This is a genomic window from Neorhizobium fuzhouense, from assembly GCF_042611105.1.
GTDB classification, from domain to species: Bacteria; Pseudomonadota; Alphaproteobacteria; order Rhizobiales; family Rhizobiaceae; genus Neorhizobium; species Neorhizobium galegae_A.
On the sequence record NZ_JBHFFP010000009.1, the window covers coordinates 172,433 to 198,784 of the forward strand.

The following is a 26,352-nucleotide window of genomic DNA, read 5'->3' on the forward strand; positions in this document are numbered from 1 at the left end:
ATGCGGCAGAACGGCGGCTTTGAGCGAAAAACCGGGTGAGGGGAGGGCAAGCGATTTCCCTCATGAAGACCGGTGGCGTCCCACGTTTCCTAAGCCGCATGGATCTGAATGAAGAGCTTTTGCGATCTCTCGCTGGCATCGAGATCTTTGCAGGGGGCAGGAGAGCGTGGTACGGTGAAAGGGCCGATCAGGGATGTTTTGGCGCTCCGCGCGCCATGAGATGTATCCGGCTTTGAGAAGACGGCAGTCTGTGGCCCGAACCCGTCAAATTTTATCGGTCATTAGACTGTGCGCATCCGCTGTGCGGTTAAGGGCACTTCATCGCACCATACCGCGCAGTGACGCGGCATGATCCCTCTATCTGAGGCAGGGTCTCGACACGAAATCGAGTGTCTGGCGGTCCCTGAACGGGGCGGGTGTCAGGCCATCACCAGATGCCCCGGTGAGACCGTCCGGTAGCTGCGCATGGCGACGATCTCGTCGACCGAGCGAATGGGGCTCTTCAGCTCATCGACGACCATGTTGCGCTTCTGCCGGCGACGAGAAGGGTCCGGGACGGGAACGGCCGCCAGCAGCTTCTTCGTATAATCGTGCTGAGGATTGTTGAAGACCGCGGCGCGCGGTCCGATCTCGACGATCTCACCGAGATACATGACGGCGACGCGGTGGCTTGCCCGCTCGACCACCGACATGTCGTGACTGACGAAGAGGAAGGCGAGATTGAGGCTTTCCTGCAGGTCGAGCATCAGGTTGATAACCTGCGCCTTGATCGACACGTCGAGCGCAGACACGCTTTCATCGGCAACGATGACGCGCGGGCGAAGGGCAAGCGCGCGGGCAATGCAGATGCGCTGCCTCTGGCCGCCGGAAAACTCGTGTGGAAAGCGCTTGGCCATGTCGGCATGGAGCCCCACCTTGTGAAGAAGGTCGGCCACCACATCGCGCGCCTCGCGAGCACTGCCCATGCGGTGTTCCAGATAGGGCTCGGCAATGGCCTGGCCGATCGTCATGCGCGGGTTGAGGCTTGCAAACGGGTCCTGGAAAATCATCTGCACCGATTTGCGCATCTCGCGGATCTCGCGCCCGCCAAGCGTCAGCATGTCGCGGTCACCCACCAGAACCGAACCGGCATCCGGTTCGATCAGCCGCATGATGGCGCGTCCGGTGGTGGATTTGCCGCAGCCGGATTCGCCGACCAGCGACAGCGTTTCTCCCGCCATCAGGTCGAAGGAGACATTTTCCACCGCATGCACGCGCCCGACCAGCCGACCGAGCGGCCCGGCGTGAATGTCGAAGCGCTTGGTCAACCCCTTTACGCTCAAGACCGGACGCGTCGGATCAACCGTATCTGCCACTTCGCAGGCTTCATCTGCCACGCCGGTTGCCGGATCGACGACGGGAAAGCGCAAGGGCCGGGCGTGACCCTGCATGGACCCCAGCACCGGAACGGCTGCGAGAAGGGCGCGTGTGTAAGGATGCCGGCCCCGGTAGAAGATATCGGCCGTCTCGCCCGTCTCCACCTGTTCGCCTCGATACATCACCACTGTGCGGTCGGCAATTTCCGCCACGACGCCCATGTCGTGCGTGATGAAGAGGACGGACATGCCGTCTTCCTCCTGCAATTCCTTCAGGAGATCGAGGATCTGCCCCTGGATGGTAACGTCGAGCGCCGTTGTCGGTTCGTCGGCAATCAGAAGCTTGGGGCGGGAGGCAAGCGCCATCGCGATCATCACCCGTTGGCGCATGCCGCCTGAAAAACGGTGCGGATATTCGTCAAAGCGGGAAGCGGCAGAGGGGATGCGGACCTTTTCGAGAAGCCGGATGGTTTCGGCCCGCGCCTCCTTCGCCGACAGGTTGCCATGGCACAGAAGCGCTTCGGAAATCTGGTCGCCGATGGTGAAGAGCGGGTTGAGCGAGGTCATCGGCTCCTGAAAGATCATCGCGATCTCGTTGCCGCGCACCTTGCGCATCTCATGCTCGGGAAGGGACAGAAGGTCGCGCCCGGCAAGCCGGACGCGACCTTCGATACGGCTGCTTGAGGGGGCAAGGAGCCGCATGACGGAGAGAGAGGTGACGCTCTTGCCGGAGCCGCTCTCGCCGACGATCGCCAGCGTTTCGCCGGCCGCCACTTCGAACGAGACGTCGCGGACGACGGGACGCCAGGCCCCGTCGACCACGAAGGAGGTGGTGAGGTTTTCCACCGACAGGACAGGTCCCTGTCCATTGGCTGCATGGGTAGTGTCTCTCATCATCTCTTGTCCTTCTGCCTTCCATGGTGGCCTGATTGCGAAAAGTCAGTCGGGCCAGCGCAGCATGCCGTCGAAGCGATGGCGGCTGAGGTTTTCGATGGGCGTTGCGATGATTTCGTTGGAGGCCCGCGCCTTGTCGAGTTCGGCGCCGAGGCGTTCGGCAACGACGACTTCCTCGCCCGGATGCAGGTTGCAGGGATCGAGATAGAAGTAGTGATGCTCGACCTCGTGATCGCGCACGATGACCGGCGGGCTGCCGGCGCGAAGGGCGGCGGCAAGATCCCAGGCGGTGATATGGGCCTCGCGCGGATCGATGATCACCCGCATGCGCTCCAGCGGATTGTCGGTCGGATCCGGTTCGATGAGCGCGGTGACGCCGGCGCGCCCCTTCAGCGCTTCATTCCACAGTGCAAGATAACCGGCTTCGCGCGCCCGCACCGCCTCGTGGTCGCGCGTCTCCCAGGCTTCCAGCGCCGCCATCACGCCAAAAATGCTTTCCTTGCCCACCTTCATGCCACGGCCGATGCCCATGTTCTGCAGGAAGGCACTGCGCACCAGATCCTTGCGACCGGCCACGATCCCGCTGGTCGGGCCGCCGAGGAACTTGTGGCCGGAGTAAAGCGCAATATCCGCGCCCGCTTCGAGGAACTTCCGCAGATCATATTCGGATGCGGCGTCGACGATGACAGGCACGCCCCTGGCATGGGCGATCTCGACGAATTCGCTCAGATGCAGCATCCCATACTGAACGACATGGTGGGAGACGACATAGACGGCGGCAGCCGTGCGCTCGTTGATGGCATTCTCCATATGATAGCGGTGCGTCGACGTCGCTTGGCCGATCATCACCGTCTTGCCGCCGGCGATCCGGATCGACTGGTCGACCGGCGCGCCGTAGCTCACCACATGGCCCATCTGCACCAGAACCTCGTTCTTTGTCGGCGCGCCATCGGGTAGCCGCTCAATGGCGAGCAGGTCCGGCCCGGTGATGGCACCGGCGACCGCAAGGCTGATGCCGGCCGCGCAGGAGGCGGTGACGAAGCCCGCCTCACCGCCGGTCAACCGGGCAATCACGGCACTTGCATTGCGCTGGAGATCATTCACCTCGACAAAGTGCGGCAGGATCTCCGTCATGGCAGCGACTGCCTCGGGCACCACGATGGAGGCACCAAGGCTCGTCATCGTGCCGGACACGTTGATCACAGGCCGAAGGCCGATCCGGGGGCGAAAGTCGTTGGTCATGGTCACTGTTCTCCTCGTCGTTCGGCAGGCTGGTCGCTATCGACAGCTATGCCATAATAATATAATAGCCTCCCGAAGTTCTCCGAGGAGCATCGTCGTGTCATCTCAAGCGTCCAGCCCCGTGTCCGTTACAGACAGCGCCTTGTCGGAAGAGGGGGAAAAGACCGCCCGTCGCAGCCGCGTCAGCGGCATCGACCGGGCGCTGCAGGTCATCGACCATCTGTACGAGACCGGGGCGCCGGCCGGTGCCTATGCCATTGCCAAGGCGATCGGCGCGCCCTTGTCCACGGTCTATGTGATCATCGAGGATCTGGTCGAAAAGCAGATGCTGACCCGCAATGCAGACAATTCGATCTGGCTCGGGCCGCGGCTCTATCATTATGGCCTCGCCTATGCGCGGTCGCTGGATTTCATGAGCGTCGCCACGCAGGAAATGCACGACCTCTGCCGGCAGGTGGGCGAGACCGTGCAACTGTGCGGGCGCGATGGCGACCACATGCTGGTGCTGGCGATGGCGGATGGTCCTAGCCACTTTCAGTTTGCCTCGCGCGTGGGAACGCGGGTTCCGCTGAACTGGACGGCCTCGGGGCGCCTGCTCGTCGGCCATCTCGCGCCTGAGGAGCGGCGAGACCTGTTCCGCCGCTGCGCCCGTATCTCTCCGACCGGGCGGGCGGAAGTCGATGCGGCCACGCTGTGCGATGCGGCGGGCCAGGCTTTCGCGCAGCGGTTGTCCGTGCAGGTGGCCGAATCCGACTATGCAGTCGCCTGTATCGCGGCTCCCATCGTCAACGATGCCGGCAGCTGCGTTGCGACGATTTCCATCGTGCTTCCCGAGCAGAAGGTCATAGGCAAGGACAATCCGTATGCCGGAAGCGTCATGGCGTCTGCGGCAAAAATCGAAAAGATGATGGGCTGGCGCAATCACTGACACGGGCGCTAATCCTTGAGCGCCACGATGGCTTCGATTTCCACCGTGATATTGCCGGGCAGCGATCCGAAGCCGACGGCCGAGCGGGCATGGCGGCCCGCCGTGCCAAAGACATCGAGGAACAGGTCCGAGCAGCCATTGATGACCTTCGGGTGATCGAGGAAATCCGGCATGGCGTTGACCATGCCCAGAAGCTTGACCACCTGCTTGACGCGGGAGAGATCTCCCAGCGCATCCTGCATCACGGCGATGAGGTTGATGCCGACGAGGCGGGCGTGACGATAGGCCTCCTCGACGCTGACATCGGCGCCGACCTTGCCGGCGTGCAGGTGGCCATTTTCCTCGAGCGGCCCTTGGCCGGACAGGTAGAGCATACGGCCTTCCACCACATGCGTGACGAAATTGGCGATCGGCGGCGGCGGTGGCGGCAGCGTGATCCCGAGCCGGGACAGCCGGTCATAGGCTGTCTCGTTCGGTTCGGCCGTGGAAATGCGGGGATGGGTCAAAGCAACTCCTTGAGGCGGGTGCACGCACTTAGCGCCACGAATAACCATGGCTGTGGCGAACCAGCTTGCGGGCGCGCGGAATATAGCGCGAGGCGGTGACGGCTTCGGCGCCGATGACGGCGTAACGCGGCTCGAACAGGCGCGTGAGGCGCGAGACGTCGCCATTGCTGTCGGTGGCTTCGAGATCGGCATCGATGAGGTCGAAGATGGTGAAGTCGGCGCGCGCGCCCACGCTCAACCGGTCTTCCATCGACAGCTTGATGACGGAGGCCGGCGCATGGGTGACCGCCTCCACGACCTTCTCGAACGGCATGCCGACGCTCAAAAGCTTCGACATGGTCGTGGCGAGATCCCAGACCGGGAAGTTCATCGAGTGGCCATGCAGGTCCGTCGAGATCGAGAAGGGCAGGAGGCCGCGCGCAATTGCCGCCTCGGCCACCTTGAAGGAGAAGGAGGCGCCGCCATGGCCGATATCGAGGCGGATGCCTTCGGAGGCGCAGCGGTCGGCGAGATTGAACAGGTCCTCGTCTTCCATGATCGACGAGCCGGCCTTGCCGTTGAAGCAGTGCGTGACGACATCGCCGGGGCCGAGGATTTCCAGCACTTCGTCATAGAGCGCCGGTGGCTCGCCGACATGCACCATCATCGGGATCTTCAGGATTTTTGCGATCTTCTTGCCGAGCTTGACCGGCGTCACGCCCCAGGAGCCGGTGATCACGTGGCTGGCCCTGACCTTCAGGCCGACGATATGCTCACTGTTTTGCGCATAGCATTCCAGGATGCGGTCGAGATCGATGTCCTTGATGTCGCGCAGTTCCGGCACGCGGTTGCACGCAACGAGCCCGATGGAGCCGAGGTTCAGGAAGGCCTTGATGCGCTCACGCGAGGGCTCGATGATATATTCGCGAAAACCGTGGAAATTGGCTTCCCCAGCCGACCCGGCATCGACCAGCGTGGTCACACCGCGTTCCGCCCCGCATTCGCTGGGGCGAATGGAGATGTCGGTTCCGCCGTGCCAGATGTGGACGTGCAGATCGATCCAGCCGGGCGAGACATAGGCGCCGGCACCATCGATGACCGTTGCGTCGGACGGGCCGGGCAGGCTGTCGCCGATGGCCGCGATGTGGCCGTCAGCTCCGACCAGGATGTCGGTCGCCTTGGCCGCATGGGGGGAGGCGAAGGCCATCGGCCTGACGTTCTTGAGGAGAAGCGGCTTGTTTGCCGTGGTTGCGACCATGTCAGAGGTCCTTTCGAAGACGGGGATCGAGCATGTCCCTCAACCCATCGCCCACCATCTGGAGGGAGAGGACCGAGAGAACGATGGCAAATCCGGGGAAATAGGTCATCCAGTCCGCCTGACCGACATATTGGCGGCCGGCGGCAATCATCGTGCCCCAGGTGGGAATTTCAGGGCTCACGCCGAGCCCGAGGAAGGAGAGGCCGGCTTCCGCCAGCATGGCGCTGGCAAACAGGAAAGTACCCTGCACGAGAATGGGCGAGGCAAGGTTGCGCAGCACATGGCGTGTCATGATGTGCCAGGTGGAAATGCCGAGCGCCTGTGCCGCCTCGACATAAGGGAGTTCCCGGATGACCAGCGTCGAGGCGCGCACGATGCGGGCAAGCCGGGGAGCGTAGACGACGGAGAGGGCCACAATCACGGTGGCAAGCGAGGGGCCGAGCGCTGCGACCAGCGCAATCGCCAGCAGGATATCGGGAAAGGCCATCATGGCATCGATCAGCCGTGCGATCGGCGTATCCAGGCGCTTGAAGAAGCCGGCGAGTAGCCCGAGCGCCACGCCGATCACCGCCGACAGGCCCACGACCGAGGCCCCGACGAACAGCGACAGGCGCCCCGCATAGATCGTGCGGGAAAAGATATCGCGTCCGAACTCGTCGGTACCAAACCAGAAGAGGCCGCCCGGCGGCTTCAATCGATTGGCGATCGAAAGCTTCGAGGGTGAGTAGGGGGCAATCCATGGCGCAAGAACGGCAAGGATGACGAAGATCGCAAGAACGATCAGGCCGGCCGCGACCGTCTTGCGCTTGAGGAAGCGGCGCAGGAAAAGGCTTCGGGGGCCGGCTGTGCGGGTGAGTTCGGCCATCAGTATCGCACCCTCGGGTCAATCAGCAGGTAGAGCATGTCGATCAGGAAATTGATGAGGACATAGAGGCCGGCAATCACCAGCAGCGCACCCTGGATGACCGGGTAATCGCGCCTCAGAACCGCCGACACGACGAGGCTTCCGACGCCGGGCAGGCCGAAGACCGTTTCCGTGACCACGGCGCCGGAAATCAGCACGGCTGCCGTCAGGCCAAGCACGGTCAGGATCGGAATGAGGGCATTCTTCAGCGCATGCTTGAGCACGACCCGTCGTTCCACCAGCCCCTTGGCACGAGCGGTGCGGATATAATCGTCGCTGAACACATCGAGCATCGAGGCGCGGGTAAAGCGCAGGATCAGCGCGGAAGAGACGAGCCCCAGCGCCACCGCCGGCAATGTCAGGTGATACATCCGGTCGAGAAAGCTGGCGTTCGGGCCGCCATAGCCGGAGACCGGAAACAGGCCCAGCCGGACAGAAAAGATCTGCATGAGGATGAGGCCCAGCCAGAAGCTTGGGATGCTGGCGGCCAGCATGGCAATCGTCGTCGAGGCCTGGTCGATGACAGAGCCGCGGCGATAGGCGGCATAGATGCCGATGGGCAGCGCAATCGCCGAGGCAATGACAAGAGAGAAGACGGTGAGGAAAAAGGTCGGTTCGGCCCGCTCCGTGAGCGCCCGGCCGACGGGAACGTTGAGAAAGATAGACTGCCCGAGATCGCCCTTCAGCAACTGCCCGATATAGAAGACATATTGAATGAGGATCGACTGATCGAGGCCAAGGCGGGTGCGAAGGGAGGCAATGTCTGCGGGCGTTGCATCCGGGCCGAGCATCACGGCGGCCGGGTCACCCGGCGTGACACGCACGATGATGAACACGATGGTCACCACCAGAAACATGACGACGACCATGCCGGCCAGACGTTTCAGGATATAGCTTATCATGCGGCTTGGCTCCGATGCCACGCGCGGAAAGACAAACGGGATGCAGGTGTAAGCGCCCGCATCCCGCGGATAAAGGTTACTTCTTGACGGATGCGTTCCAGAAGTACGGCCACGGAGCCGGCTCCACGCCTTCGAGCGTGTTCGACACGGCGGCCACGGCATTGAAATTGCCGATCTTCAGAAGTGGCAGCTCGTCATACATGGTCTTCTGCACCGTCTGCCACAGACCCACGCGCTTGTCCGGATCGGCCTCAGATGTGAAGGCATCGACGGCTGCCTTTCGCGCCGGCGTATCCCACCAGCCCGGCGAACTTGTCGACAGCGCGCCCATCAGCGCGGGTTCGGGCAGGAAGGGGCTATGGGAGATGTAGATGTCCCACAGTTTTGGATCGGCGCGGCGCTGCGTCAGCGTTGCCCAGTCGACCACCTGGAGTTCGACGGTGAAGCCGGCAAGCTTCAGATATTCCGCGGCAACCTGCGCCATCTTGTAGTGGAACTCGTACTGGCGGCTGGTGAGGATGCGCAGCGGCTTGCCGTCATAGCCGGCAGCCTTCAGATCCGCCGCAGCGCCTTCGGGATCGCCGAGATTGTAATTGCCTTCGGTACCGATCTCGGTGTGCCAGGCGTAAGGCTTGGGATAAAATGCGCCGTCGGCCTCATAGAAATCCTTGGAGCCAAAGGCCGCCGCCAGCATGTCCTCGGTGTTCAAGGCCTTCTCCACCGCCTTGCGCACGGCAAGATTGGAGGACAAGCCCTCCTTCGTGTTGAAGACGAAGACCGGAAAGCCGAAGGGTTTCAGCATCAGTGGCTTGGAGGCGCTGGAGGATTTGACCCGGTCATAGGCCTCGACCGGAATCGAATCCACATAGGCATACTGACCGGAAATGGCGGCCTCGACGCGGGTGTTCGGATCAGGAACGGGAACGAAGCGGATCTCGTCGAGATACTGATGGCGTGCGCCGCCATAGCCATCCGCCTCGCCGGAGCGGGACTTGTAGCCATCAAAGCGTACCAGCTGGATATACTGGTCCGGCTTGCGCTCTTTGAGCATATAGGGGCCTGTTCCAATGACAGCGTTCAACGTGTCCGCCTGATTTTCCGCAGGCAGAATGACGGCGGCCGAGTTGTTGAAGGCCAGAAGCGACAGAAGCGGCGCATAGGGCTGCTTGAGGGTGATGGTGACCGTGAGCGGGTCAGTCGCGGTGACCTTGTCGATGAAGGGTGCTGCCTGCTTGCCACGCGAGGCGAGCTTCATCCAGCGACCGAGGGAAGCCACGACATCATCCGCAGTCATGTCGGAACCGTCATGAAATTTGATGCCGCTGCGCAGCTTGATCACATAGCTCTTTCCGTCGGCACTCATCTCGGGAAGGCTTTCGGCCAAAAGCGGCGTCACCTTCCAGCTCTTGTCGAAGGTGTAGAGCGTCTCGAAAATATGCTGGGTGACGATGCCGACGAGGTCGGCCGTGGAGGCCATGGGGTCGAGCGTCGGCGGCTCGCCGATGGTCGCGACATTGACCACGCCACCGCGCTCTGCGGCAAAGGCAAGCCCGGAGGCGGAGATGAGGACGGTGGCGGCGAGGAAGGCAAGTTTCAGGCGCATAGCGGACGTCTCCCGGTTTCAGATGTTCCACAATTATGAATTATAGTTTCTAACTATAGAGTACCTGGCGAGTCGGTCCTGTCAATCCTCCTCTTTCGTGACACGGGTGAATTCGGCCGGACGCCGACCGGAACCTGGGCCTGCAGGTTTCGCAAATGGTAAGACGCGCCGAACAGAGCGGCAGCGCTCGACCGCTTGTCTGCCGACGGTTGGGCGCCGGGGCATGCCTTATCAGGCCCGCAAAGCCTGACGAAGACACAAAGGAAAAGCTGGCGATTTCAGGGGAGGGGCGCGTTTGCCGGGATTACAGCGTCTGCAGCAGGCGGGTCAGCCAGTCGACGAAAACCCTCAGCTTGTTGCTCATGTGGCGCGTCTGCGGATAGACGATGTATAGCGGCAGTATTTCGCAATCCCAGTCGGTCAGAACCGGCACGAGTTGGCCCTTTTCCAGCGCCTCCTTGACGAGGAAGGGCGTTGACTGGGCAATGCCGAGGCCTGCGATGGCCGCACCGACATAGCTGCGGCTATCACTGACGGAGAGGATATAGCGCGGCGTGGTTTCAATCAGTTCGTCGCCTTTGCAGAAATCGATCCCCATGACGCGGCTGGTCTGGGCATTGAGGTAGCCGACGCAGAAGTGGCTGGTTTCGAGATCCCTTGGATGCGTCGGCGTCCCGTGACGCTCGAGATAGATCGGCGAGGCATAGCTGAAGAGCTTGATCTGCCCGACTTTCCTGGCGATCAAAGACTGGTCGGTCGGCGTGCCGGCCCGCAGGGCGCAATCGACGTTTTCGGCAATGTAATCGACCAGCCGGTCTCCGACACCGATATCCAGCTGGATCTGCGGATACTGTTTGACGAAGTCGCAGAGCGCCGGGATGACAAGGCAATCGGCAAAGGCACCGGCCATTTCCACGCGCAGCCGCCCGGACGGCTGGGTGTTCGAATTGGAGAGACTTGAGTCCAGCTCTTCGAGTTCCGACACGATTTGCAGGGCACGCTCATAGTAGAGGGCGCCGTCGGTCGTCAGAGCCACCCGGCGGGTGGTGCGGTTGAGGAGCTTGGTGCGCAAATGCGTCTCGAGCGCCTGCACCTGGTTGGTAACGCTGGTCTTCGGCATGTCGAGAGCGGCGGCCGCCCGGGTAAAATTTCCGGTTTCGACCACGCGCAGGAAAACACGCATCGCAGAAAGCTGGTCCATCGACCCCTCCTTGGAAGCAGTGCGGTATTATCCGCCAAATTGGAATAGTGTTGCCCATGGAAGCATGCTTGTGCGGCAAACAGAAGATAATAATATCAGAACCAACACAAACAGGAAAGCGGGCTTGCGTAGCGATGCCGTGGACGGATCTCGAGATAGGCCACGGGCAAGGGCAGCTGCCGGTACGCATCTATTCGTCCGGTCTCGTCCAGAAGGTAAAGCCTCTGGTTCTTTACCTCGCAGGACGGGCGTTTGGGCAGGCGGCGCCTGCCGAAGCTGAACAACCGGCCGCACGGGCGCTGGCCGACAGCGGTGCGGTGGTTGTCGAAGTTGCCTATGCATACGATCGGCCGGCGATATTTCCGCAGGCGATCGAGCGGGGGCTGCAGGTGTTGCAGCGCCTCTCGCTTCGAAAGAAGGAGTTTGCAGGCGCCCGCTCGAAGCTCTTCGTCGCCGGCGACGAGGCGGGTGGAAATATTGCGGCGGGTATTGCGTTGAAGGCGCGCGACTACATGCCCGGCAGTCTGTCCGGCCAGGTGCTGTTGTCGCCGCTGATCGATCCGGAAATGGCTTCGGCCTCCATCCGGCGCGCCGATGAGATCGGCATGCGACAGCGTTGGACGCAGGGCTGGAGCCAGTATCTGCAGCAGGCCTGCGGCTATGGGCATCCCTATGCCGCACCCTGTTTGTGCTCGCGCCTGTCCGGTGTTGCACCAGCGCTGGTGATGAGTGCCGAAGACGATCCCTTGCGGGATGAAATTTTGGCCTATGCCCGCAGGCTTGGCGATGGAGGCGTGTTTGTGCGCCAGCACATCCTGGCCGCGGGACAGGGATGGACCGGCATTTACACCGGGCAGGATGGCCGCTGGCGCCAGGAGATAACCGAGGCATTCGCAGCATTTGCTGCGGAACTCACATGAATACAATGCAGGAATTATTCGGTCTGGCGCGCCGCTAGCGCCTATCCAGGAGATACATCATGACATCGATACTGAAGAACCGGGCCCTGTGGGTCGCCGGCATGAGCCTCGTCGTGCCCGCTGTCGTGGCCGTTACGCAGGGTAACCTTCTGCAGTTGACCCGCGCCGAGGCGACCGAACAGGCAAGCGCGCCGCCGGCTGTTCCGGTCACCGTCGAAACCGTGCAGCCGCGCACCGTTGCCATCTGGCAGGAATTTTCCGGCCGGCTGGAATCGGTGGAGCGGGTGCAGCTGCGCTCGCGTGTCGCCGGCGCGATCCAGTCGGTGCATTTTCGCGAAGGCGGGCTCGTCAAGGCCGGCGATCTCCTGGTGACCATCGATCCGGCGCCGTTTGAAGCCGTGCGTGCCCAGGCGGAAGGGCAGGTGGCTTCTGCCCGGGCAAGGCTCGATCTGGCCGTGGCGGAACTCGACCGGGGCAAGGCGCTGTCGGCCTCCAACACGATTTCCAAGAGCGACTATGCCCAGCGCCTGAGCACCCATGCGCAGGCAACCGCCGATCTGCAATCGGCACAGGCGCAGATGGCTTCGGCCCAGATCGATCTCGACCACACGAAGATCCGCGCTCCGATTTCCGGACGCGCCGGCCGGCTTGAACTGACGGTCGGCAACCTGGTCGCCGCAGGCTCAGGCTCGCCGGTGCTCACCACCATCGTCTCGGTCGATCCGATCTATGCGAGCTTCAATGTCGGCGAGGAGATGATTGGTCGCACCCTGGCGGCTCTGCCGGTGGTGAACGGCGTGCCCTCGCTCGACGAGGTCCCGGTGGAAATCCGCACCGCGCAGGCGCCGGACGCGCCCCTTCGCGGCAAGCTGCAGCTGATCGACAACGAGGTAGATCAGGCAAGCGGCACGGTGCGGGTGCGGGCCGTCTTTGATAACCATGACGGGCGCCTGTTGACGGGCCAGTTCGTGCGCATTCGCCTCGGCGAACCGAAGAGCGAGCCAAGACTGGCCGTCAGCGAGCTTGCCATCGGCACGGATCAGGACAAGAAATTCGTCTTCCTGGTCGATCAGGCCAATGTCGCGACGTACCGCGAAGTGAAACTTGGCGTTGGCGTTGATGGCGGGCGTCTTGTCGAAGCCGGGCTTTCGCCTGGCGATCGCATCGTGGTGAGCGGCCTGCAGCGCCTGCGTCCGGGCGCCCATGTCGCGCCGCAGGAAAAGGCCCAGCTCGCCAAGCAATAAGAGCGTTCCATCATTCTCAAGATCATCCGCGCGGCCGGCCCATAAACCGGCCGCAGGGGCGGTCTTTGCCAAGTGTCCGAGGGGCAAAACCCATGAATATCTCCCGCTTCTTTATCGACAGGCCGGTCTTTGCGGCCGTCCTGTCGGTGCTGACCGTCGTTGCAGGCCTGCTCGGCATGCGCGCGCTGCCGATTTCCGAATATCCGGAAGTCGTTCCGCCATCGATCGTCGTGCGCGCCAGCTATCCCGGCGCCAATCCTGTCGTGATTGCCCAGACGGTTGCAACGCCGCTGGAAGAGCAGATCAACGGCGTCGAAGACATGCTCTACATGAACAGCCAGGCGACTTCCGATGGCGTGCTGACGCTGACGGTGACGTTCAAGCTGGGCACCGATCCCGACAAGGCGCAGCAGCTGGTGCAGAACCGCGTGTCTCAGGCAGAGCCGCGGCTTCCGGCGGAAGTGCGGGCCCTCGGCGTCACCACGGTGAAAAGCTCGCCCGACCTGATGATGGTCGTGCATCTCGTTTCGACCGACGGCCGCTATGACCTGACCTATCTGCGCAATTACGCGACGCTCAACATTAAGGACCGGCTTGCCCGCATCGAGGGGGTAGGGCAGGTGCAGATCTTTGGCGCCGGCGATTATTCCATGCGCGTTTGGGTCGATCCGCAGAAGGCTGCCGAATACGGGCTGGCTGCTACCGACGTTCCAAACGCCATCCGCCAGCAGAACGTGCAGGCCGCGGCCGGCATCATCGGCGGATCGCCGAGCCCCGTCGGCACGCAGCTTCAGCTGAACGTCAACGCGCAAGGCCGTCTCGGCACGCCGGAAGAGTTCGGCGAAATCGTCGTGAAGACCGGCGCGGATGGCGCCATCACGCGCCTGAAGGATGTCGCGCGCGTGGAACTTGGCGCTGCCGATTATACGCTGCGCTCGCTTCTCGACGGCAAGCCGGCGGTCGCCATCCCGGTCTTCCAGTCTCCCGGCTCCAACGCCATCGCCATTTCGGATGCGGTGCAGGCCGCCATGCGGGACATGAAGCAGGCGATGCCGGAGGGGATTTCCTACGAGATCGTCTATGACACGACCGAATTCGTGCGCTCCTCCATCGACAAGGTGGTGGATACGCTGCTGGAAGCCGTGGCGCTGGTCGTGCTCGTCGTCATTCTCTTCCTGCAGACCTGGCGTGCCTCGATCATTCCGCTGATTGCCGTTCCGGTGTCGATCATCGGCACGTTCGCCGTCATGTATCTCTTCGGCTTCTCCATCAATGCGCTGTCTCTCTTCGGCCTTGTGCTGGCGATCGGCATTGTCGTGGACGATGCCATCGTCGTCGTGGAAAATGTCGAGCGAAACATCGAGGCCGGCCTGTCGCCGCGGGACGCAACCTACAAGGCGATGCGCGAGGTCTCCGGGCCGATCGTTGCGATTGCGCTGGTGCTGGTGGCGGTCTTCGTACCGCTTGCGTTCATCTCGGGCCTTTCCGGGCAGTTCTACCGGCAGTTTGCGCTGACCATCGCCATTTCGACGGTGATCTCCGCCATCAATTCGCTGACGCTCTCGCCGGCACTGGCAGCCCTTCTGCTGAAGGACCACCATGCGCCGAAGGACTGGCTGACGCGGGGCATGGACCGGGTGCTCGGATGGTTCTTCCGCGGCTTCAACCGGGCCTTCGGGGCGGCCTCTAACGGCTATGGCCGCAGCATCGGCGGTCTTCTGTCGCGCAAAAGCTTCGTCATGATCGTCTATCTGGCGCTCGTCGGTGCCACCTACAGCATTTTCACCACGGTTCCCGGCGGCTTCGTGCCGGCGCAGGACAAGCAGTATCTCATCGGCTTTGCGCAGCTTCCCGATGGCGCCTCGCTCGATCGGACCGAAGACGTCATCAAGCGCATGAGCGAGATTGCCCTGCAGCAGCCGGGCGTCAAGAATGCGTTGGCATTTCCGGGCCTGTCGATCAACGGCTTCACCATCGGCTCCAACTCGGGGATCGTCTTTGCGGTGCTGGACGATTTTGCCGAGCGCAAGACGCCGGAGCTTTCCGGCAACGCCATCGCCATGCAGCTGAACCAGAAGTTTGCGGGCATCCAGGACGCCTTCATCGCCATGTTCCCGCCGCCGCCCGTCAACGGGCTCGGCTCCACCGGCGGCTTCAAGCTGCAGATCGAGGACCGCGCCGGCTTCGGCTATCCGGCACTCAATGAAGCGACACAGGCGTTTCTGGGAAAAGCCTATCAGGCACCGGAACTCACCGGCCAGTTCTCCAGCTTCCAGATCAACGTGCCGCAGCTTTATGCCGATCTCGATCGCGTCAAGGCGCAGCAGCTCGGCGTCTCCGTCACGGATGTCTTCGACACGCTGCAGATATATCTCGGTTCGCTCTACGTCAACGACTTCAACGCGTTCGGGCGAACCTTCAGCGTGCGCGTGCAGGCGGATGCAAAGTTCCGCTCGCGGCCGGAGGATATCGGCCAGCTGAAGGTTCGCTCGCAGAGCGGCCAGATGATCCCGCTTTCGGCGCTCCTGAAGGTGGAAACGACGGCGGGACCCGAACGCACGACGCGCTATAACGGCTTCCTTGCAGCCGACATCAATGGTGCACCGGCGCCGGGTTATTCGTCCGGTCAGGCGCAAGCCGCCATCGAACGGATTGCCGCTGAAACCCTGCCACCCGGCATTACCTTCGAGTGGACGGATCTCACCTACCAGCAGATCCTGGCTGGAAATTCCGGTGTCATCATCTTTCCGCTGGCGCTTCTCCTCGTCTTCCTGGTGCTTGCGGCGCAATATGAAAGCCTGACGCTGCCGATTGCGATCATCCTCATCGTGCCCATGGGCATCCTGGCGGCCTTGACGGGCGTCTGGCTGACCGGGGGGGACAACAACATCTTCACGCAGATCGGCCTTGTGGTGCTTGTCGGGCTATCGGCCAAGAACGCCATCCTGATTGTCGAATTTGCGCGGGAGCTGGAGTTCGAGGGACATTCGCCGGTCAAGGCCGCCATCGAGGCAAGCCGGCTGCGCCTGCGCCCGATCTTGATGACGTCGATGGCCTTCATCATGGGCGTGGTGCCGCTCGTCGTGTCCACCGGCGCCGGCTCGGAAATGCGCGCAGCCATGGGCATCGCCGTCTTTGCCGGGATGATCGGCGTCACCGTGTTCGGCATCTTCATGACGCCGGTGTTCTACGTGCTGGTGCGCCTGCTTGCCGGTAATCGCCCGCTTGCACGCCATGACCTGCCGGCAGAACCGACGCGGGAACGGGAGATCGTCATCGGACACTGACGCACAGCTGGCGCGCGTGATTTTTCGCGCGCCAGCTTATCGCTTGCTCCTGAAGGCGTATTGTCAAAGGGCCGAGAGCTTGCCGGAGACGAGCAGGGCGATGATGGCAAGGCCGATGACGATGCGATAATAGACGAAGGGCAGGTAGCTGCGGGTGGAGACAAGCTTCAGGAAGAAGACGATCACGCCGTAGCCGACGACGAAGGAAATGAGCGTGGCAAGCGCCGTCGGGCCGGCGCCGACCGGATTGTCCTGCCCCATGCTCTTGATGAGCTGGTAGAAGCCCGAGCCGAAGACGGCCGGCACGGCAAGCAGAAATGAATAGCGTGCCGCGGCCTGCCGCGTATAGCCCATCAGCAGTCCCGCGCTGATCGTTCCGCCGGAGCGGGAGACGCCAGGAATGAGCGCCATGGCCTGGGCAAAGCCGAAGAGGATCCCGTCGCGCCAGGTCAGGCGGTCGAGCATGCGCGTCTTTGCGCCGATCCGGTCGGCAAGGCCCAGCAGCAGGCCGAAGACGATGAGCGCAAGCGCCGTGATATAGAGATTGCGCAGGCCATGCTCGATCTCATCCTTGAACAGGAGGCCAAGCACGACGATGGGCAGCGATCCCACAATGATGAGCCAGCCCATGCGCGCATCCTGGGCATCATGGGCGACGCGCAGGACGTTCTGGCGCAGCCAGGCCACCGCAATGCGCAGGATGTCCGACCAGAAATAGACGAGGACAGCAGCTTCCGTGCCGATCTGGGTGATGGCGGTAAAGGCGGCGCCCGGATCGGCGCCCGAAGGGAGAAATTCACCGGCAATGCGCAGATGCGCGCTTGAGGATACGGGCAGGAATTCGGTCAAGCCCTGTATCAGTCCGAGGATTGCGGCATCCGTCCAGCTTACCGTCATCTGTCAGTCTCCTGTTGGCCGGCCATCCGCAGCACCCTGCGCAGGCGGTCATTTCATGGCGTTCCTCCCGCTCTCCCACCGGCCTTTTGGCAAAGGCGACCCACAATGGCAAGGCGACGAGCGGATTTGCGACGACGGCGCCCGGTCTGCGACGCCTGCAATCGGCAGGCGCATGGCTTCGTTTTGTCGGCGAGAGCGCACAAATAAGGTCCGGAAAGTAGGCAGCGGCCTTGCTTTGGCCACGCGATTGATGCAGTGCGCCTTACGGCCTTGCGTTCAGCAACACGATCGGTGACTTGCCCGTACTGCTGGCGAAACGGGTCCGTTCCTTTGTATATTTGAGTATAGACATGAACATGCGGGCAAACAGGACTGCCGCCATAGGAAAACGGGTGGTGATCCATTTTCCCGGCTTTGAAAAAATGGAGACGAGCGGCCATTATCGGCGCTTTCAGCGGACCGCCGAGCAGACCGCAAATCTGTGGGATTTCTCCGTTGAGGTCGGCCCTCTGGAGGCCAACCGATCCGGCGCCGGCTTTGCCGTGACGGCTGGTGCAGACACCTGGCAGACGCAAAGCCTCATCCATATCTGCGATCACGATGCGGTGGTCGATGCGCTTGCCGCCCGCCCGCTCGCCAGCCGGCTGCTCTCCGGTTTCAGGAGCGCCGCACAGGTCGTGGCTCACGGGGGGCTTATCGGCTATGTCCGGCATGGCTGGCGCTTCGCCTTGTTTTTCATCTTCCCCTTTCTCCTGATGCTGTGCGGCCTGGCATTCACGCTGGGTCTTGCCGTCGCTCCGCTCCGGCTTTCGCTTTCGGCCTGGCATTGCCTCTGGAGCGTGCCGCTCGCCGCCTGCTTCTTTCGCTATGCGCTGATGCCGTTTGCGGAGCGCTATTACACGCTGCACCTGTTTTCCGACTGGGAGTTTGCAGTCGCTGTCGCCAAGGGGGACGCGCCGTACCTGAGGCGTTTTCTGGACGAGGCCGTCGCAACGCTCTTGCGCGCCCTTGATGAGGCGGCGGACGAATATGTCATCAGTTCGCACAGCATGGGATCGAGCCTTGCAACCCATGCTCTGGGCATTGTGCTGGAAAGACATCCTGAAGCGCTGGCCGGCAAGCGCGTGGTCTTCGTGACGCTCGGCGGGGCCATTCTCCAGTGTGCGCTCCTGCGCTCGGCGGTGGATTTGCGCCGGCGTGTGGGCCTCATCGCGCAGACCCCGAACGTCTCCTGGCTGGAGGTGCAGTGCCTGACCGATCCGATCAATTTCTACAAGTCGAAGGTGGTTGCTGTGACCGGCCACCCGTCGGCGCCGCAGGCAGCGCTGATCGCAATCCGCGTCAAGAATCTCCTGTCTCCGGAGCGCTACGCCCGGATCAAGCGGGATTTTCTGCGTGTCCATCGCCAATACGTGCTGAACGCCGACCGGCGCGGCTCGTTCGACTTCACGGTGCTGACCACCGGGCCATTCCCGGCAGACCTGACTAGCGATCTGACCACTCGGTCCTTTGGCGAACAGATGGCGAACTCTGACGCGGTCCGCTGACGGTCGGCCGAGGCGGATCTTCGGCAATGACAGCGCCCGGCAAGGGCAGGGCGGCGCCTTGTGAGGCACCGCCCGCGTTTGTCAGATGAGCTTTTCCAGCGTGATCGGCAGATCGCGCACCCGTTTGCCCGTGGCGTGGAAGACGGCATTGGCAATGGCCGGCGCCACGCCGACAATGCCGACTTCCCCAACGCCCTTGCCGCCGAGAACCGAGGCCTCGAAATCCGGCTCGCCGACCGACAGGATCTCGATCGGCGGCACGTCGGCATTGGTCGGCACCAGGTAATCGCCGAGGTTGTTGTTGACGACCCGGCCGTTGCGGGCGTCCACCAGTCCTTCCTCGAGCAGGGCCTGGCCGATGCCCATGATGATGCCGCCTCGCAGCTGGCTCTCGGCAAGCTTTGGATTGTACAGCCGGCCACAATCGAAGGCCGAGACGATGCGCGACACCCGCACGGTGCCAAAGTCCTCGTCGACACGCACTTCGATGAAATGGGCGCCCCAGCTGTGGATCGAAAACTCCCCGGCCGTCGGTCCCCGCACCTTGGACATGTGCGTAAAGGCCTTCTGCTGTTCCTCCCGCGTCGTGCCCTCGGGAAGCGTGTCGCGCTTCACCTCCAGCTTTTCGCGGCCGAGCATCGCCATCAGCTCGCCGATGCTCATCGACGGGCTGTCCTCGCGCGAGGTTTTGATCCGGCCGTTCTCGATGACCAGCGTATTGGCGCCGGAGGTGGAAAAGGGCGAGTTCGGCGCGTTGAGTGCAAGGCCGATCAGCTCCTCGCGAGCCGCCTGGGCGGCCTTGTGGACGGCCCCGGTGATCGAACCCGCCAGCATCGAGCCGCCGGCAACCGGCGCGCCGGCCGAAACCGAATCCCCGAGCTTCACGTCGACGCGATCGACGCTGACGCCGAGCGCGTCTGCCGCTGTCTGGGCAACGATCGTATAGGTGCCCTGCCCCATGTCGATGCCGGCGCTTTCCACCTCGACGCTGCCGTCCGAAAGAATGCGGATCATCGCGTCGCTGCTGTTGGTGAGGTTCGGGAAGGTGCCGCACCCGATGCCCCAGCCAATCAGGGTGCGGCCGTCCCGCATCGAGCGGGGGGCCGCACTGCGGTTCGACCAGCCGAAGCGTTCGGCGCCGGCGAGCAAGGCTTCCCGGAGCTTGCGCGTCGACCAGGGCTTGCCGGACTGGTAGTCGTGATCGGCGTAATTGCGCAAGCGGATCTCCAGCGGGTCAATGCCCACCGCATAGGAGAGCTCGTCGATGGCGCACTCGATGCCATAGGCGCTGGGGTTCTTGCCCGGCGCGCGCAGTGCCCCGGGGGTAACGGTGTTCACCTTGATCAGCCCCTGCTGCGAGCTGAAATTGTTCACCGCATACATGATGGGCGTCGCAGCGCCCGTGCCTTCGTGGAAATCCGCATAGGTCGAGGTTTCGTTGGCGCCGCGATGGATGACCGCCTGCAGAATGCCGTCCGCCGAGGCCCCGAGCTTCAGGGTCTGGCGGGTGGAGGCACGTCCGCCATAGGCGGTAAAGCCTTGCGAGCGGGTGACGGCAAGTTTTACCGGGCGGCCGAGTTCGCGTGCGGCAAGCGCTGCCACAGCACCATAGAAATAGGCGCCCCCCTTGGAGCCAAAGCCGCCGCCAATGAAGGGCGAGATGATGCGGACATTCTCGAAGGGAATTTCGAACCATTCGGCATAGGTGCGCGCCATGCCATGCGTCCACTGGCTGGGTTCCCAGATCGTCAGCTGGTCGTCCTGCCAGCTGGCGATCAGGCCATGCGGTTCGATCGGCACGTGATATTCGCGCGGCGTGCGGTATTCGGCTTCGATGGTGATGTCGGCTGTGTCAAAGGCGGCCTGCGCATCGCCCCACTCGACGGTCATCGGCGCAGTCACCGTGCCGCTGCCGCCCTGGTCGATCACGGTCACCGCCGGCGTCTCTTCATAGTGAACCTTCACCAGCCGGGCCGCATCCCGTGCCTGCTCAAAAGTTTCCGCAATGACGGCGGCAACCGCCTGGCCATAGTAGTTTACCTCGGCCGGAAGCGGCAGATAGGGCACGTTCTCGACACGATTGCCGAACCAGTCGGAGGCAACCATCATGTTGAACACCTTGTCCGGCGTCAGCACCATCAGCACGCCGGGCAGGGCCTCGGCGGCTGCCTTGTCGACCGAAACGACCCGGCCGGAGGCAATGGTGGACTGCACGAGGACGGCATGCACGAGGTTTTCGACCGGCTGTTCCAGCGCATAGGTGGCCGAACCAGTGATCTTGCGGCGGCCGTCGAGACGGGAGAGGCGGCTGCCGAGGCTGCCATCGGAGGCATCGCCGTGCTTTCTGGGTTCGATGAGGGTCATGCAAGGCCTCCAAGCGTCAGGATGGCGCGCGTGACGACACGCGGCACAAGGTCAATCTTGTAATGGTTGTCGCCATGGGCGACAGCCCCCTCGACGGCAAGCAGGCTTGCCTGGCGAACAGTCGCCTCATCGAGCACCCGGCCGATCAGCGCCTGCTCGACGCGGCTTGCCCGCCATGGAACGGTGGCAACACCGCCGAGCGCCACGCGCAGGTCGCGGATCGTCCTGCCGTCGTCTTCCAGCTGGAGACCGACGGCTGCACTTGCTGCGGCAAACTCGTAACTCTGACGGTCGCGCACCTTGAGATAGGTGGAACGGTGCGCAGCGGCGGAGGCCGGCACCACGATCGCGGTGATGATCTCGCCGGGTCGCAGCAGCGTTTCCAGATGCGGTGTCTCGCCGGGTTCCAGGAAGAACTCGCCGATCGGGATCCGCCGGTCGGTCGTTTCGATCGTGGCGTCGAATGCCAGAAGCGCCACAGCCAGATCGCCCGGATAGCTGGCGATGCACTGACGGCTCGTGCCGAGCACGGCGTGATTGCGGGTGACGCCGCCAAGCGCCGAACAGCCGCTGCCGGGCTGGCGCTTGTTGCAGGCGGGAAACGCGCCCGGGTCGCGGAAATAGGCGCAGCGTGTCCGTTGCAACAAGTTGCCGGCAATCGTTGCCATGTTGCGAAGTTGCTGGGAGGCGGCAAGCGACAGCGACTGCGCAATGGCCGGGAATTCCGCCTTAATGCCCGCATGGTCCGCGACAGCCGCCATGCGGGACAGCGCGCCGAGCGTGGCGCCCCGCTCCGACACCTCGATCTGGTCGAGGCCTCCAAGCCGGGTGATGTCGACCACCATGTCCGGCTCCGTCACGCCGCATTTGGCAAGATCGACAAGGCTCGTGCCGCCGGCCATCAGCAGGACGCCGGCCTCCTGTGCCCGAAGGCTGGCATCGCTCAGCGACGTCGCGCGGGAAAATTCGAAATTCTTCATCGGGAAGCCTCCGCTGCCTGACGCACCGCCTCGACAATGGTGTTATAGGCCCCGCACCGACAGAGGTTGCCGGACATGTATTCGCGGATTTCCGCGTCCGATCCGGCATGGCCTTCGCGGATGCAGGCGACCGCCGAGAGGATCTGGCCGGGCGTGCAATAGCCGCACTGGAAGGCATCGTGTTCCAGGAAGGCCGCCTGGACGGGATGCAGGTCGCCGTTTTCGCCGGCAATGCCCTCGATGGTCGTGATTTCGCAGCCTTCCGCCTGGACGGCGAGCGTCAGGCACGACAGGACGCGGCGGCCATCCACCAGCACGGTGCAGGCGCCGCATTGGCCCTGGTCGCAGCCTTTCTTGGTGCCGGTCAGCTGAAGCTGTTCGCGCAGCGCATCGAGAAGCGTCACGCGAGGCTCGACCGATAGGGTGTGCGGTGATCCGTTGATGTCCAGCGTCAGGGGAATGGAGTGGGTCATGACGGCTCCTGAGGGAGGAATGGAGGGGAATGCAGGATAGACGGGACGCCGCCCCGCTTGGCGCGGGCCGGCTTGCACGCAGAAACATTATCCATGACATCCGGTTCCCGGATGCGGTACAGAGGGAAGGCGTTCCATTTCTTAAGCGGAGGCGCCTCCGATTAACTTAGGGGTGATATGACCGTCGTCAAGTCCCCGCTTGCCAGGACCCGTGTTTTTGTCTGCAGCCGAACCGTCAAAACCTGCTCCGCGACCACGCGCCGATGCGCTGCGAAACCGCGAGAAGCTTCTTGAAGTGGCCGCTGCCGCATTTTCCGCCCATGGCGTCGAGACGTCGCTGGATGATATCGCACGGCAGGCGGGTGTCGGGATCGGGACGCTCTATCGGCATTTTCCAAGCCGCGAGCATCTGGTGGAGGCTGTTTATCGGCGCGAGTTGGAAAGTCTGGCGGCGGCGGCGGATCTGCTGGCCGTACGCCATCCGGCTGATGTTGCGCTGGAGGAATGGATGCGGCGGTTCGTCAGCTATATTGCCGCCAAGCGAGGCATGGCCGCAAGTCTGAAAGTGTTGATGAGTGCCAATTCGGGCCTGTTTTCCGATGCCACGAACCGCATTCGGGCGGCACTCGAGTATCTGCGCGCCAAGGCGGCCGCGGAAGGTCTGATCAGGGCCGATGTGGAAACCACCGATCTCCTGCATGCGCTGTCCGGCATCTACTCCATGCCGGACCTTCCCGACTGGCGCGACCGCTGCCACCGCCTGATCGGGCTCTTGATGGACGGGCTTCGCACTGGAGCGCAACGCCGCTGAGCCATCCGGCGCGATGCAGTCGCGCCGGATGGAGCAATCTCAGTCGATATGGGGTCCCGACTGTCGGCACCCCATGGTCTCACGGCTCAGCGGGCATTCACCAACTCGGCCAGCGCGCGGGCGCGGGCGAGGCAGGCAGGCTGCTGGTCGATGAAGCGTTCGGCGCCGATTTCCATGATCAGCATCGTATCCGGCAGGAAGCTGAGTTCCGAAAAGATCTCTTCCCAAGCAATGTCGCCCCAGCCGATCGGCAGGTGCAGGTCGCCGATGCCGAGCGCGGTCGCCTCCGCCGGGTGGAAGAACTTTGTCATCGTGTAGGGACGCCCAAAGCTGTCATGGACGTGCAGGTGGCCGGTCACCGGCGCCATAGCGCGCAGCTGGTCGCGGAAATCGAGCCCCTTGAAGGTGGATTCGATATAGGCGTGGCTGAAGTCGATGAGGGCAACGACATTGTCGTGACCGATGGCGCGGACGGTTTCCGCCACCTGGCTCGGCGTCTGGCGATACTGTCCGCTTTCGGTTGTGAAGATGTTTTCAAGCACGATCCGCACGCCATAACCCTTGGCGACATCGGCCATTTCCGACAGCGCGTCGCGCTCCATCTGGTCGAGATCGGTGCCATTTTCGCCGGCAGCCAGCTGGGCGGAACCGGAATGATGCACGAGAATGCCGGCACCCAGGCGGTTTGCCATTTCCAGCATGGCGCGCACGACCTGCTTCTGCAGCACGAGGTGCTGGCGGTCCATGAAGTTTGAGCTGATCTGGCCATGCAGCGACAGCTTCTTGAACGGATATTTGCCGACGATCTCGGTGACGCGGCTCATGCGGTCTTCGATGATGCGGCCGCCCGAGACGATTTCCTCGCCATAGATGCCGATCTCGCAGGCATCGGCGCCGGTATCGGCGATTTCGCGCAGCGAGGCGTCCAGTGTGGTGAGGTCGCCGCGGCCGGTGCGATTGCAGAAGCCGATGGCGGAAATGATCTGGGTCATGAAAGAACTCCGGTATGATGTGTGATCGATGCGCTGCTGCGGGCAGCAGGGATGTCCGTCCCCGGCAGGGGGAATTCGATGCGACGGCCGCTCTCGGCGTCGAAATAGTGCAGTTGTTCGGGGGGAAGCGACAGCCAGACGGTGTCGCCGGCGGCAACCTCGGCGTCCTCCGCCACGGCGGCGGCAAAGGCCTCGCCGGCAATCTCGCAGTGGATGACGCGGCCCACGCCCAATTCCTCGACGAAATCGATGCGGGCGGGGATGCCGTGGCCTTCCCTCGTCAAACGGCACTGTTCCGGGCGAATGCCGACGATGACATCACGGCCCTGCAATGCATGCGCCACCAGCGGATCAATGGGGATGGCGGCGCCATCGAGGCGCACGGTTGCGGTGTCCACCTCGGTACGCGTCTTAAACAGGTTCATCGCCGGCGCCCCGATGAAGGACGCGACAAAAGTGCTCGCCGGACGGTGATAGATATCGAGCGGCCGGCCGACCTGCTCGACATGGCCGCGGTTCATCACCACCAGCCGGTCGGCAAGCGTCATCGCTTCCACCTGGTCATGCGTGACGAAGACCGACGTCGCCGACAGGCGCTGGTGCAGCTTGCGGATTTCGGCGCGCATGGTGACGCGCAGTTTTGCGTCGAGGTTCGACAGCGGCTCGTCAAACAGGAACACTTTCGGTTCGCGGATGATGGCACGGGCCATGGCGACGCGCTGGCGCTGGCCGCCGGAGAGCGCCGCCGGGCGCCGTTCGAGATAATCCTGCAGGCCGACGATTTTCGCCGTCTCGGCAATGCGCCGCTCGCGCTCGGCTTTCGGAACGCCCGACACCTTCAGCGCATAGCCGATGTTTCCGGCCACCGTCATATGCGGATAAAGCGCATAGTTCTGGAACACCATGGCGCAGCCGCGTTCACGCGGCTCCATCTTGTTGACGACACGCCCGTCGATGGCGATGTCGCCTGCGGTGATGTCCTCAAGGCCGGCAATCATGCGCAACAGCGTGGACTTGCCGCAGCCGGAAGGGCCGAGGATGACGACGAACTCGCCGGAGGCAAAGGACAGGTCGATGCCGTGCAGCGTCGGGGTCTTGCCGTAGCTCTTGCGCACGGAGCGGATCTGGATATCAGCCATTGGGTTCAAACCTTGTTTTCTTGAGACGACGCGCGAGCGGTCACTTTTCGGTGGAGACCAGGCCGCGCACGAACCAGCGCTGCAGCACGGCGACGACGATGACCGGTGGCGCCATGATGATGAGCGAGCCGGCAAGCGTGACGTTCCAGTCGGGAATGCCGTTGTCGGAGGGAAGCAGCGCGCGCAGCGACATCATCACGGTCTTGTAGGACGGGTCTGTCACCATCAGCAGCGGCCACAGATACTGGTTCCAGCCATAGACGAACATGATGGTGGTCAGCGCCAGCATGTTGGTGCGCGACAGCGGAAGCAGCATGTCGAAGAAGAAGCGCACCGAGCCCGAGCCATCCATGCGGGCGGCTTCCGCCAGTTCGTCGGGCAGCGTCATGAAGAACTGGCGGTACAAAAAGGTGCCCGTGGCCGTGGCAATCAGCGGCAGCGTCAGGCCGGCATAGGAGTTCAACAGGTTCCACTCGATCTTGATATCGAGGCCGAACAGCGACAGCACCGACTTCACCGGCTGGAAGAGGTCGGCGGCCACCGCATAGGTCGGCACCACGCGCACTTCGAGCGGCAGCATCAGCGTAATGAACACGCTCCAGAAGAACACGTGCTTCAGGGGCGTGCGAAAGAAGACGATGGCAAATGCGGTGCAGGCGGACAGGGCCACCTTTCCGGCCGTGACGAGCGCCGCCATGATCAGGCTGTTGGTCATGGCGGTGCGAAGATCCGCCCGCGCCCAGGCGGCGCTGGCGTTCTTCATGAACTCGCCCTGCGGCAGGAAGCTGAACGGAACAGTGTTCACCTGTTGCATCGTCTGGCTGGCGCCGGCGATGACGACGAGGAAAGGACCAAGCAAGAGGAGGAAGCCCAGCACCATGATCGCATAGGTGAAGGCATCGGCATAAGGGGTGCGCTGGATCATT

At 63.1% G+C, this 26,352-nt stretch carries 21 protein-coding genes; 6 read left to right on the forward strand and 15 right to left on the reverse strand.

The annotated features are described in order from the left end of the window. Positions 1 to 419 precede the first annotated feature (419 nt). Both ACEXP3_RS16960 and ACEXP3_RS16965 read right to left on the reverse strand, forming a co-directional pair. Positions 420 to 2,249 carry an ABC transporter ATP-binding protein gene (locus tag ACEXP3_RS16960; RefSeq protein ID WP_377298332.1) on the reverse strand — a complete coding sequence of 610 codons (1,830 nt, stop codon included), beginning with the start codon at positions 2,247 to 2,249 and terminating at the stop codon, positions 420 to 422. A 45-nt stretch (positions 2,250 to 2,294) separates the two neighbouring features. Then, positions 2,295 to 3,491, reverse strand: coding sequence for an aminotransferase class V-fold PLP-dependent enzyme (locus ACEXP3_RS16965; RefSeq protein ID WP_377298333.1), 1,197 nt, complete (start codon positions 3,489 to 3,491; stop codon positions 2,295 to 2,297). A 121-nt stretch (positions 3,492 to 3,612) separates the two neighbouring features. On the opposite strand from ACEXP3_RS16965, the gene ACEXP3_RS16970 reads away from it, so the two are divergent. Next, complete coding sequence (locus tag ACEXP3_RS16970) at positions 3,613 to 4,419, forward strand: IclR family transcriptional regulator (protein WP_377298377.1); 807 nt, start codon at positions 3,613 to 3,615, stop codon at positions 4,417 to 4,419. An 8-nt stretch (positions 4,420 to 4,427) separates the two neighbouring features. On the opposite strand, the gene ACEXP3_RS16975 is transcribed toward ACEXP3_RS16970, so the two are convergent. From ACEXP3_RS16975 to ACEXP3_RS17000, 6 genes are all read right to left on the reverse strand, one after another. Then, complete coding sequence (locus ACEXP3_RS16975) at positions 4,428 to 4,925, reverse strand: RidA family protein (RefSeq protein WP_245366736.1); 498 nt, start codon at positions 4,923 to 4,925, stop codon at positions 4,428 to 4,430. A 28-nt stretch (positions 4,926 to 4,953) separates the two neighbouring features. Next, complete coding sequence (locus ACEXP3_RS16980) at positions 4,954 to 6,162, reverse strand: amidohydrolase/deacetylase family metallohydrolase (protein WP_377298334.1); 1,209 nt, start codon at positions 6,160 to 6,162, stop codon at positions 4,954 to 4,956. Position 6,163: 1 nt separating this feature from the next. Then, positions 6,164 to 7,027, reverse strand: a complete 864-nt coding sequence (locus ACEXP3_RS16985) for an ABC transporter permease (RefSeq protein WP_377298335.1) — start codon at positions 7,025 to 7,027, stop codon at positions 6,164 to 6,166. Next, positions 7,027 to 7,968, reverse strand: a complete 942-nt coding sequence (locus tag ACEXP3_RS16990) for an ABC transporter permease (RefSeq protein WP_377298336.1) — start codon at positions 7,966 to 7,968, stop codon at positions 7,027 to 7,029. The genes ACEXP3_RS16985 and ACEXP3_RS16990 overlap by 1 nt, the downstream gene beginning before the upstream one ends. 76 nt (positions 7,969 to 8,044) lie before the next feature. Next, complete coding sequence (locus ACEXP3_RS16995) at positions 8,045 to 9,571, reverse strand: ABC transporter substrate-binding protein (protein ID WP_377298337.1); 1,527 nt, start codon at positions 9,569 to 9,571, stop codon at positions 8,045 to 8,047. Between the two features lie 304 nt (positions 9,572 to 9,875). Continuing rightward, positions 9,876 to 10,772: a LysR family transcriptional regulator gene (locus ACEXP3_RS17000; RefSeq protein WP_377298338.1), complete on the reverse strand. Its 897-nt coding sequence runs from the start codon at positions 10,770 to 10,772 to the stop codon at positions 9,876 to 9,878. A gap of 134 nt (positions 10,773 to 10,906) precedes the next feature. Here ACEXP3_RS17000 and ACEXP3_RS17005 point away from each other — a divergent pair, with 134 nt between their 5' ends. From ACEXP3_RS17005 to ACEXP3_RS17015, 3 genes are all read left to right on the forward strand, one after another. Beyond that, on the forward strand, positions 10,907 to 11,692 hold the full coding sequence (locus ACEXP3_RS17005; RefSeq protein ID WP_210106540.1) for an alpha/beta hydrolase fold domain-containing protein: 786 nt from the start codon (positions 10,907 to 10,909) through the stop codon (positions 11,690 to 11,692). A gap of 59 nt (positions 11,693 to 11,751) precedes the next feature. Next, positions 11,752 to 12,936, forward strand: coding sequence for an efflux RND transporter periplasmic adaptor subunit (locus ACEXP3_RS17010; RefSeq protein WP_377298339.1), 1,185 nt, complete (start codon positions 11,752 to 11,754; stop codon positions 12,934 to 12,936). A 92-nt stretch (positions 12,937 to 13,028) separates the two neighbouring features. Further along, on the forward strand, positions 13,029 to 16,223 hold the full coding sequence (locus ACEXP3_RS17015; RefSeq protein ID WP_377298340.1) for an efflux RND transporter permease subunit: 3,195 nt from the start codon (positions 13,029 to 13,031) through the stop codon (positions 16,221 to 16,223). Between the two features lie 63 nt (positions 16,224 to 16,286). Here ACEXP3_RS17015 and ACEXP3_RS17020 read toward each other — a convergent pair whose 3' ends face one another. After that, positions 16,287 to 17,120, reverse strand: coding sequence for an undecaprenyl-diphosphate phosphatase (locus ACEXP3_RS17020; RefSeq protein WP_377298341.1), 834 nt, complete (start codon positions 17,118 to 17,120; stop codon positions 16,287 to 16,289). A 356-nt stretch (positions 17,121 to 17,476) separates the two neighbouring features. Here ACEXP3_RS17020 and ACEXP3_RS17025 point away from each other — a divergent pair, with 356 nt between their 5' ends. Further along, the gene (locus ACEXP3_RS17025) at positions 17,477 to 18,667 is read left to right on the forward strand and encodes a hypothetical protein (RefSeq protein ID WP_377298378.1); all 1,191 of its coding nucleotides are present in this window, start codon (positions 17,477 to 17,479) and stop codon (positions 18,665 to 18,667) included. Positions 18,668 to 18,748: 81 nt separating this feature from the next. Here the strand turns inward: ACEXP3_RS17025 and ACEXP3_RS17030 are convergent, their stop codons facing one another. The 3 genes from ACEXP3_RS17030 to ACEXP3_RS17040 are packed head-to-tail and all read right to left on the reverse strand — an operon-like array spanning position 18,749 to position 22,484. Beyond that, positions 18,749 to 21,031 (reverse strand): xanthine dehydrogenase family protein molybdopterin-binding subunit, encoded by a 2,283-nt coding sequence (locus tag ACEXP3_RS17030; RefSeq protein WP_377298342.1) that lies wholly within the window; start codon positions 21,029 to 21,031, stop codon positions 18,749 to 18,751. After that, positions 21,028 to 22,011, reverse strand: a complete 984-nt coding sequence (locus ACEXP3_RS17035; RefSeq protein ID WP_377298343.1) for an FAD binding domain-containing protein — start codon at positions 22,009 to 22,011, stop codon at positions 21,028 to 21,030. Before ACEXP3_RS17035 ends, ACEXP3_RS17030 begins: the two co-directional genes overlap by 4 nt. Further along, positions 22,008 to 22,484, reverse strand: a complete 477-nt coding sequence (locus ACEXP3_RS17040; protein WP_377298344.1) for a (2Fe-2S)-binding protein — start codon at positions 22,482 to 22,484, stop codon at positions 22,008 to 22,010. The genes ACEXP3_RS17035 and ACEXP3_RS17040 overlap by 4 nt, the downstream gene beginning before the upstream one ends. 211 nt (positions 22,485 to 22,695) lie before the next feature. Here ACEXP3_RS17040 and ACEXP3_RS17045 point away from each other — a divergent pair, with 211 nt between their 5' ends. After that, positions 22,696 to 23,295, forward strand: a complete 600-nt coding sequence (locus ACEXP3_RS17045) for a TetR/AcrR family transcriptional regulator (protein ID WP_377298345.1) — start codon at positions 22,696 to 22,698, stop codon at positions 23,293 to 23,295. Positions 23,296 to 23,381: 86 nt separating this feature from the next. Here the strand turns inward: ACEXP3_RS17045 and ACEXP3_RS17050 are convergent, their stop codons facing one another. The 3 genes from ACEXP3_RS17050 to ACEXP3_RS17060 are packed head-to-tail and all read right to left on the reverse strand — an operon-like array spanning position 23,382 to position 26,351. Then, positions 23,382 to 24,287, reverse strand: a complete 906-nt coding sequence (locus tag ACEXP3_RS17050; protein WP_377298346.1) for a sugar phosphate isomerase/epimerase family protein — start codon at positions 24,285 to 24,287, stop codon at positions 23,382 to 23,384. Beyond that, on the reverse strand, positions 24,284 to 25,426 hold the full coding sequence (ugpC, locus tag ACEXP3_RS17055; RefSeq protein ID WP_377298347.1) for a sn-glycerol-3-phosphate ABC transporter ATP-binding protein UgpC: 1,143 nt from the start codon (positions 25,424 to 25,426) through the stop codon (positions 24,284 to 24,286). Before ugpC ends, ACEXP3_RS17050 begins: the two co-directional genes overlap by 4 nt. A 40-nt stretch (positions 25,427 to 25,466) precedes the next feature. Then, positions 25,467 to 26,351: an ABC transporter permease subunit gene (locus ACEXP3_RS17060; protein ID WP_377298348.1), complete on the reverse strand. Its 885-nt coding sequence runs from the start codon at positions 26,349 to 26,351 to the stop codon at positions 25,467 to 25,469. Between the last annotated feature and the right edge of the window lies 1 nt (position 26,352).

Excerpts from the sequence above, each read along its gene's own strand:
- ACEXP3_RS17005 (WP_210106540.1), top strand. The coding sequence starts at position 10,907 with ATGCCGTGGACGGATCTCGAGATAGGCCACGGGCAAGGGCAGCTGCCG.
- ACEXP3_RS17010 (WP_377298339.1), top strand. The coding sequence starts at position 11,752 with ATGACATCGATACTGAAGAACCGGGCCCTGTGGGTCGCCGGCATGAGC.
- ACEXP3_RS17050 (WP_377298346.1), bottom strand. The coding sequence starts at position 24,287 with ATGACCCAGATCATTTCCGCCATCGGCTTCTGCAATCGCACCGGCCGC.
- ACEXP3_RS16960 (WP_377298332.1), bottom strand. The coding sequence starts at position 2,249 with ATGAGAGACACTACCCATGCAGCCAATGGACAGGGACCTGTCCTGTCG.
- ACEXP3_RS16965 (WP_377298333.1), bottom strand. The coding sequence starts at position 3,491 with ATGACCAACGACTTTCGCCCCCGGATCGGCCTTCGGCCTGTGATCAAC.
- ACEXP3_RS17020 (WP_377298341.1), bottom strand. The coding sequence starts at position 17,120 with ATGACGGTAAGCTGGACGGATGCCGCAATCCTCGGACTGATACAGGGC.
- ACEXP3_RS17060 (WP_377298348.1), bottom strand. The coding sequence starts at position 26,351 with ATGATCCAGCGCACCCCTTATGCCGATGCCTTCACCTATGCGATCATG.
- ACEXP3_RS16985 (WP_377298335.1), bottom strand. The coding sequence starts at position 7,027 with ATGGCCGAACTCACCCGCACAGCCGGCCCCCGAAGCCTTTTCCTGCGC.
- ACEXP3_RS17025 (WP_377298378.1), top strand. The coding sequence starts at position 17,477 with ATGCGGGCAAACAGGACTGCCGCCATAGGAAAACGGGTGGTGATCCAT.
- ACEXP3_RS17030 (WP_377298342.1), bottom strand. The coding sequence starts at position 21,031 with ATGACCCTCATCGAACCCAGAAAGCACGGCGATGCCTCCGATGGCAGC.
- ACEXP3_RS16995 (WP_377298337.1), bottom strand. The coding sequence starts at position 9,571 with ATGCGCCTGAAACTTGCCTTCCTCGCCGCCACCGTCCTCATCTCCGCC.
- ACEXP3_RS16990 (WP_377298336.1), bottom strand. The coding sequence starts at position 7,968 with ATGATAAGCTATATCCTGAAACGTCTGGCCGGCATGGTCGTCGTCATG.
- ugpC (WP_377298347.1), bottom strand. The coding sequence starts at position 25,426 with ATGGCTGATATCCAGATCCGCTCCGTGCGCAAGAGCTACGGCAAGACC.
- ACEXP3_RS17000 (WP_377298338.1), bottom strand. The coding sequence starts at position 10,772 with ATGGACCAGCTTTCTGCGATGCGTGTTTTCCTGCGCGTGGTCGAAACC.
- ACEXP3_RS17015 (WP_377298340.1), top strand. The coding sequence starts at position 13,029 with ATGAATATCTCCCGCTTCTTTATCGACAGGCCGGTCTTTGCGGCCGTC.
- ACEXP3_RS17035 (WP_377298343.1), bottom strand. The coding sequence starts at position 22,011 with ATGAAGAATTTCGAATTTTCCCGCGCGACGTCGCTGAGCGATGCCAGC.
- ACEXP3_RS16980 (WP_377298334.1), bottom strand. The coding sequence starts at position 6,162 with ATGGTCGCAACCACGGCAAACAAGCCGCTTCTCCTCAAGAACGTCAGG.
- ACEXP3_RS17040 (WP_377298344.1), bottom strand. The coding sequence starts at position 22,484 with ATGACCCACTCCATTCCCCTGACGCTGGACATCAACGGATCACCGCAC.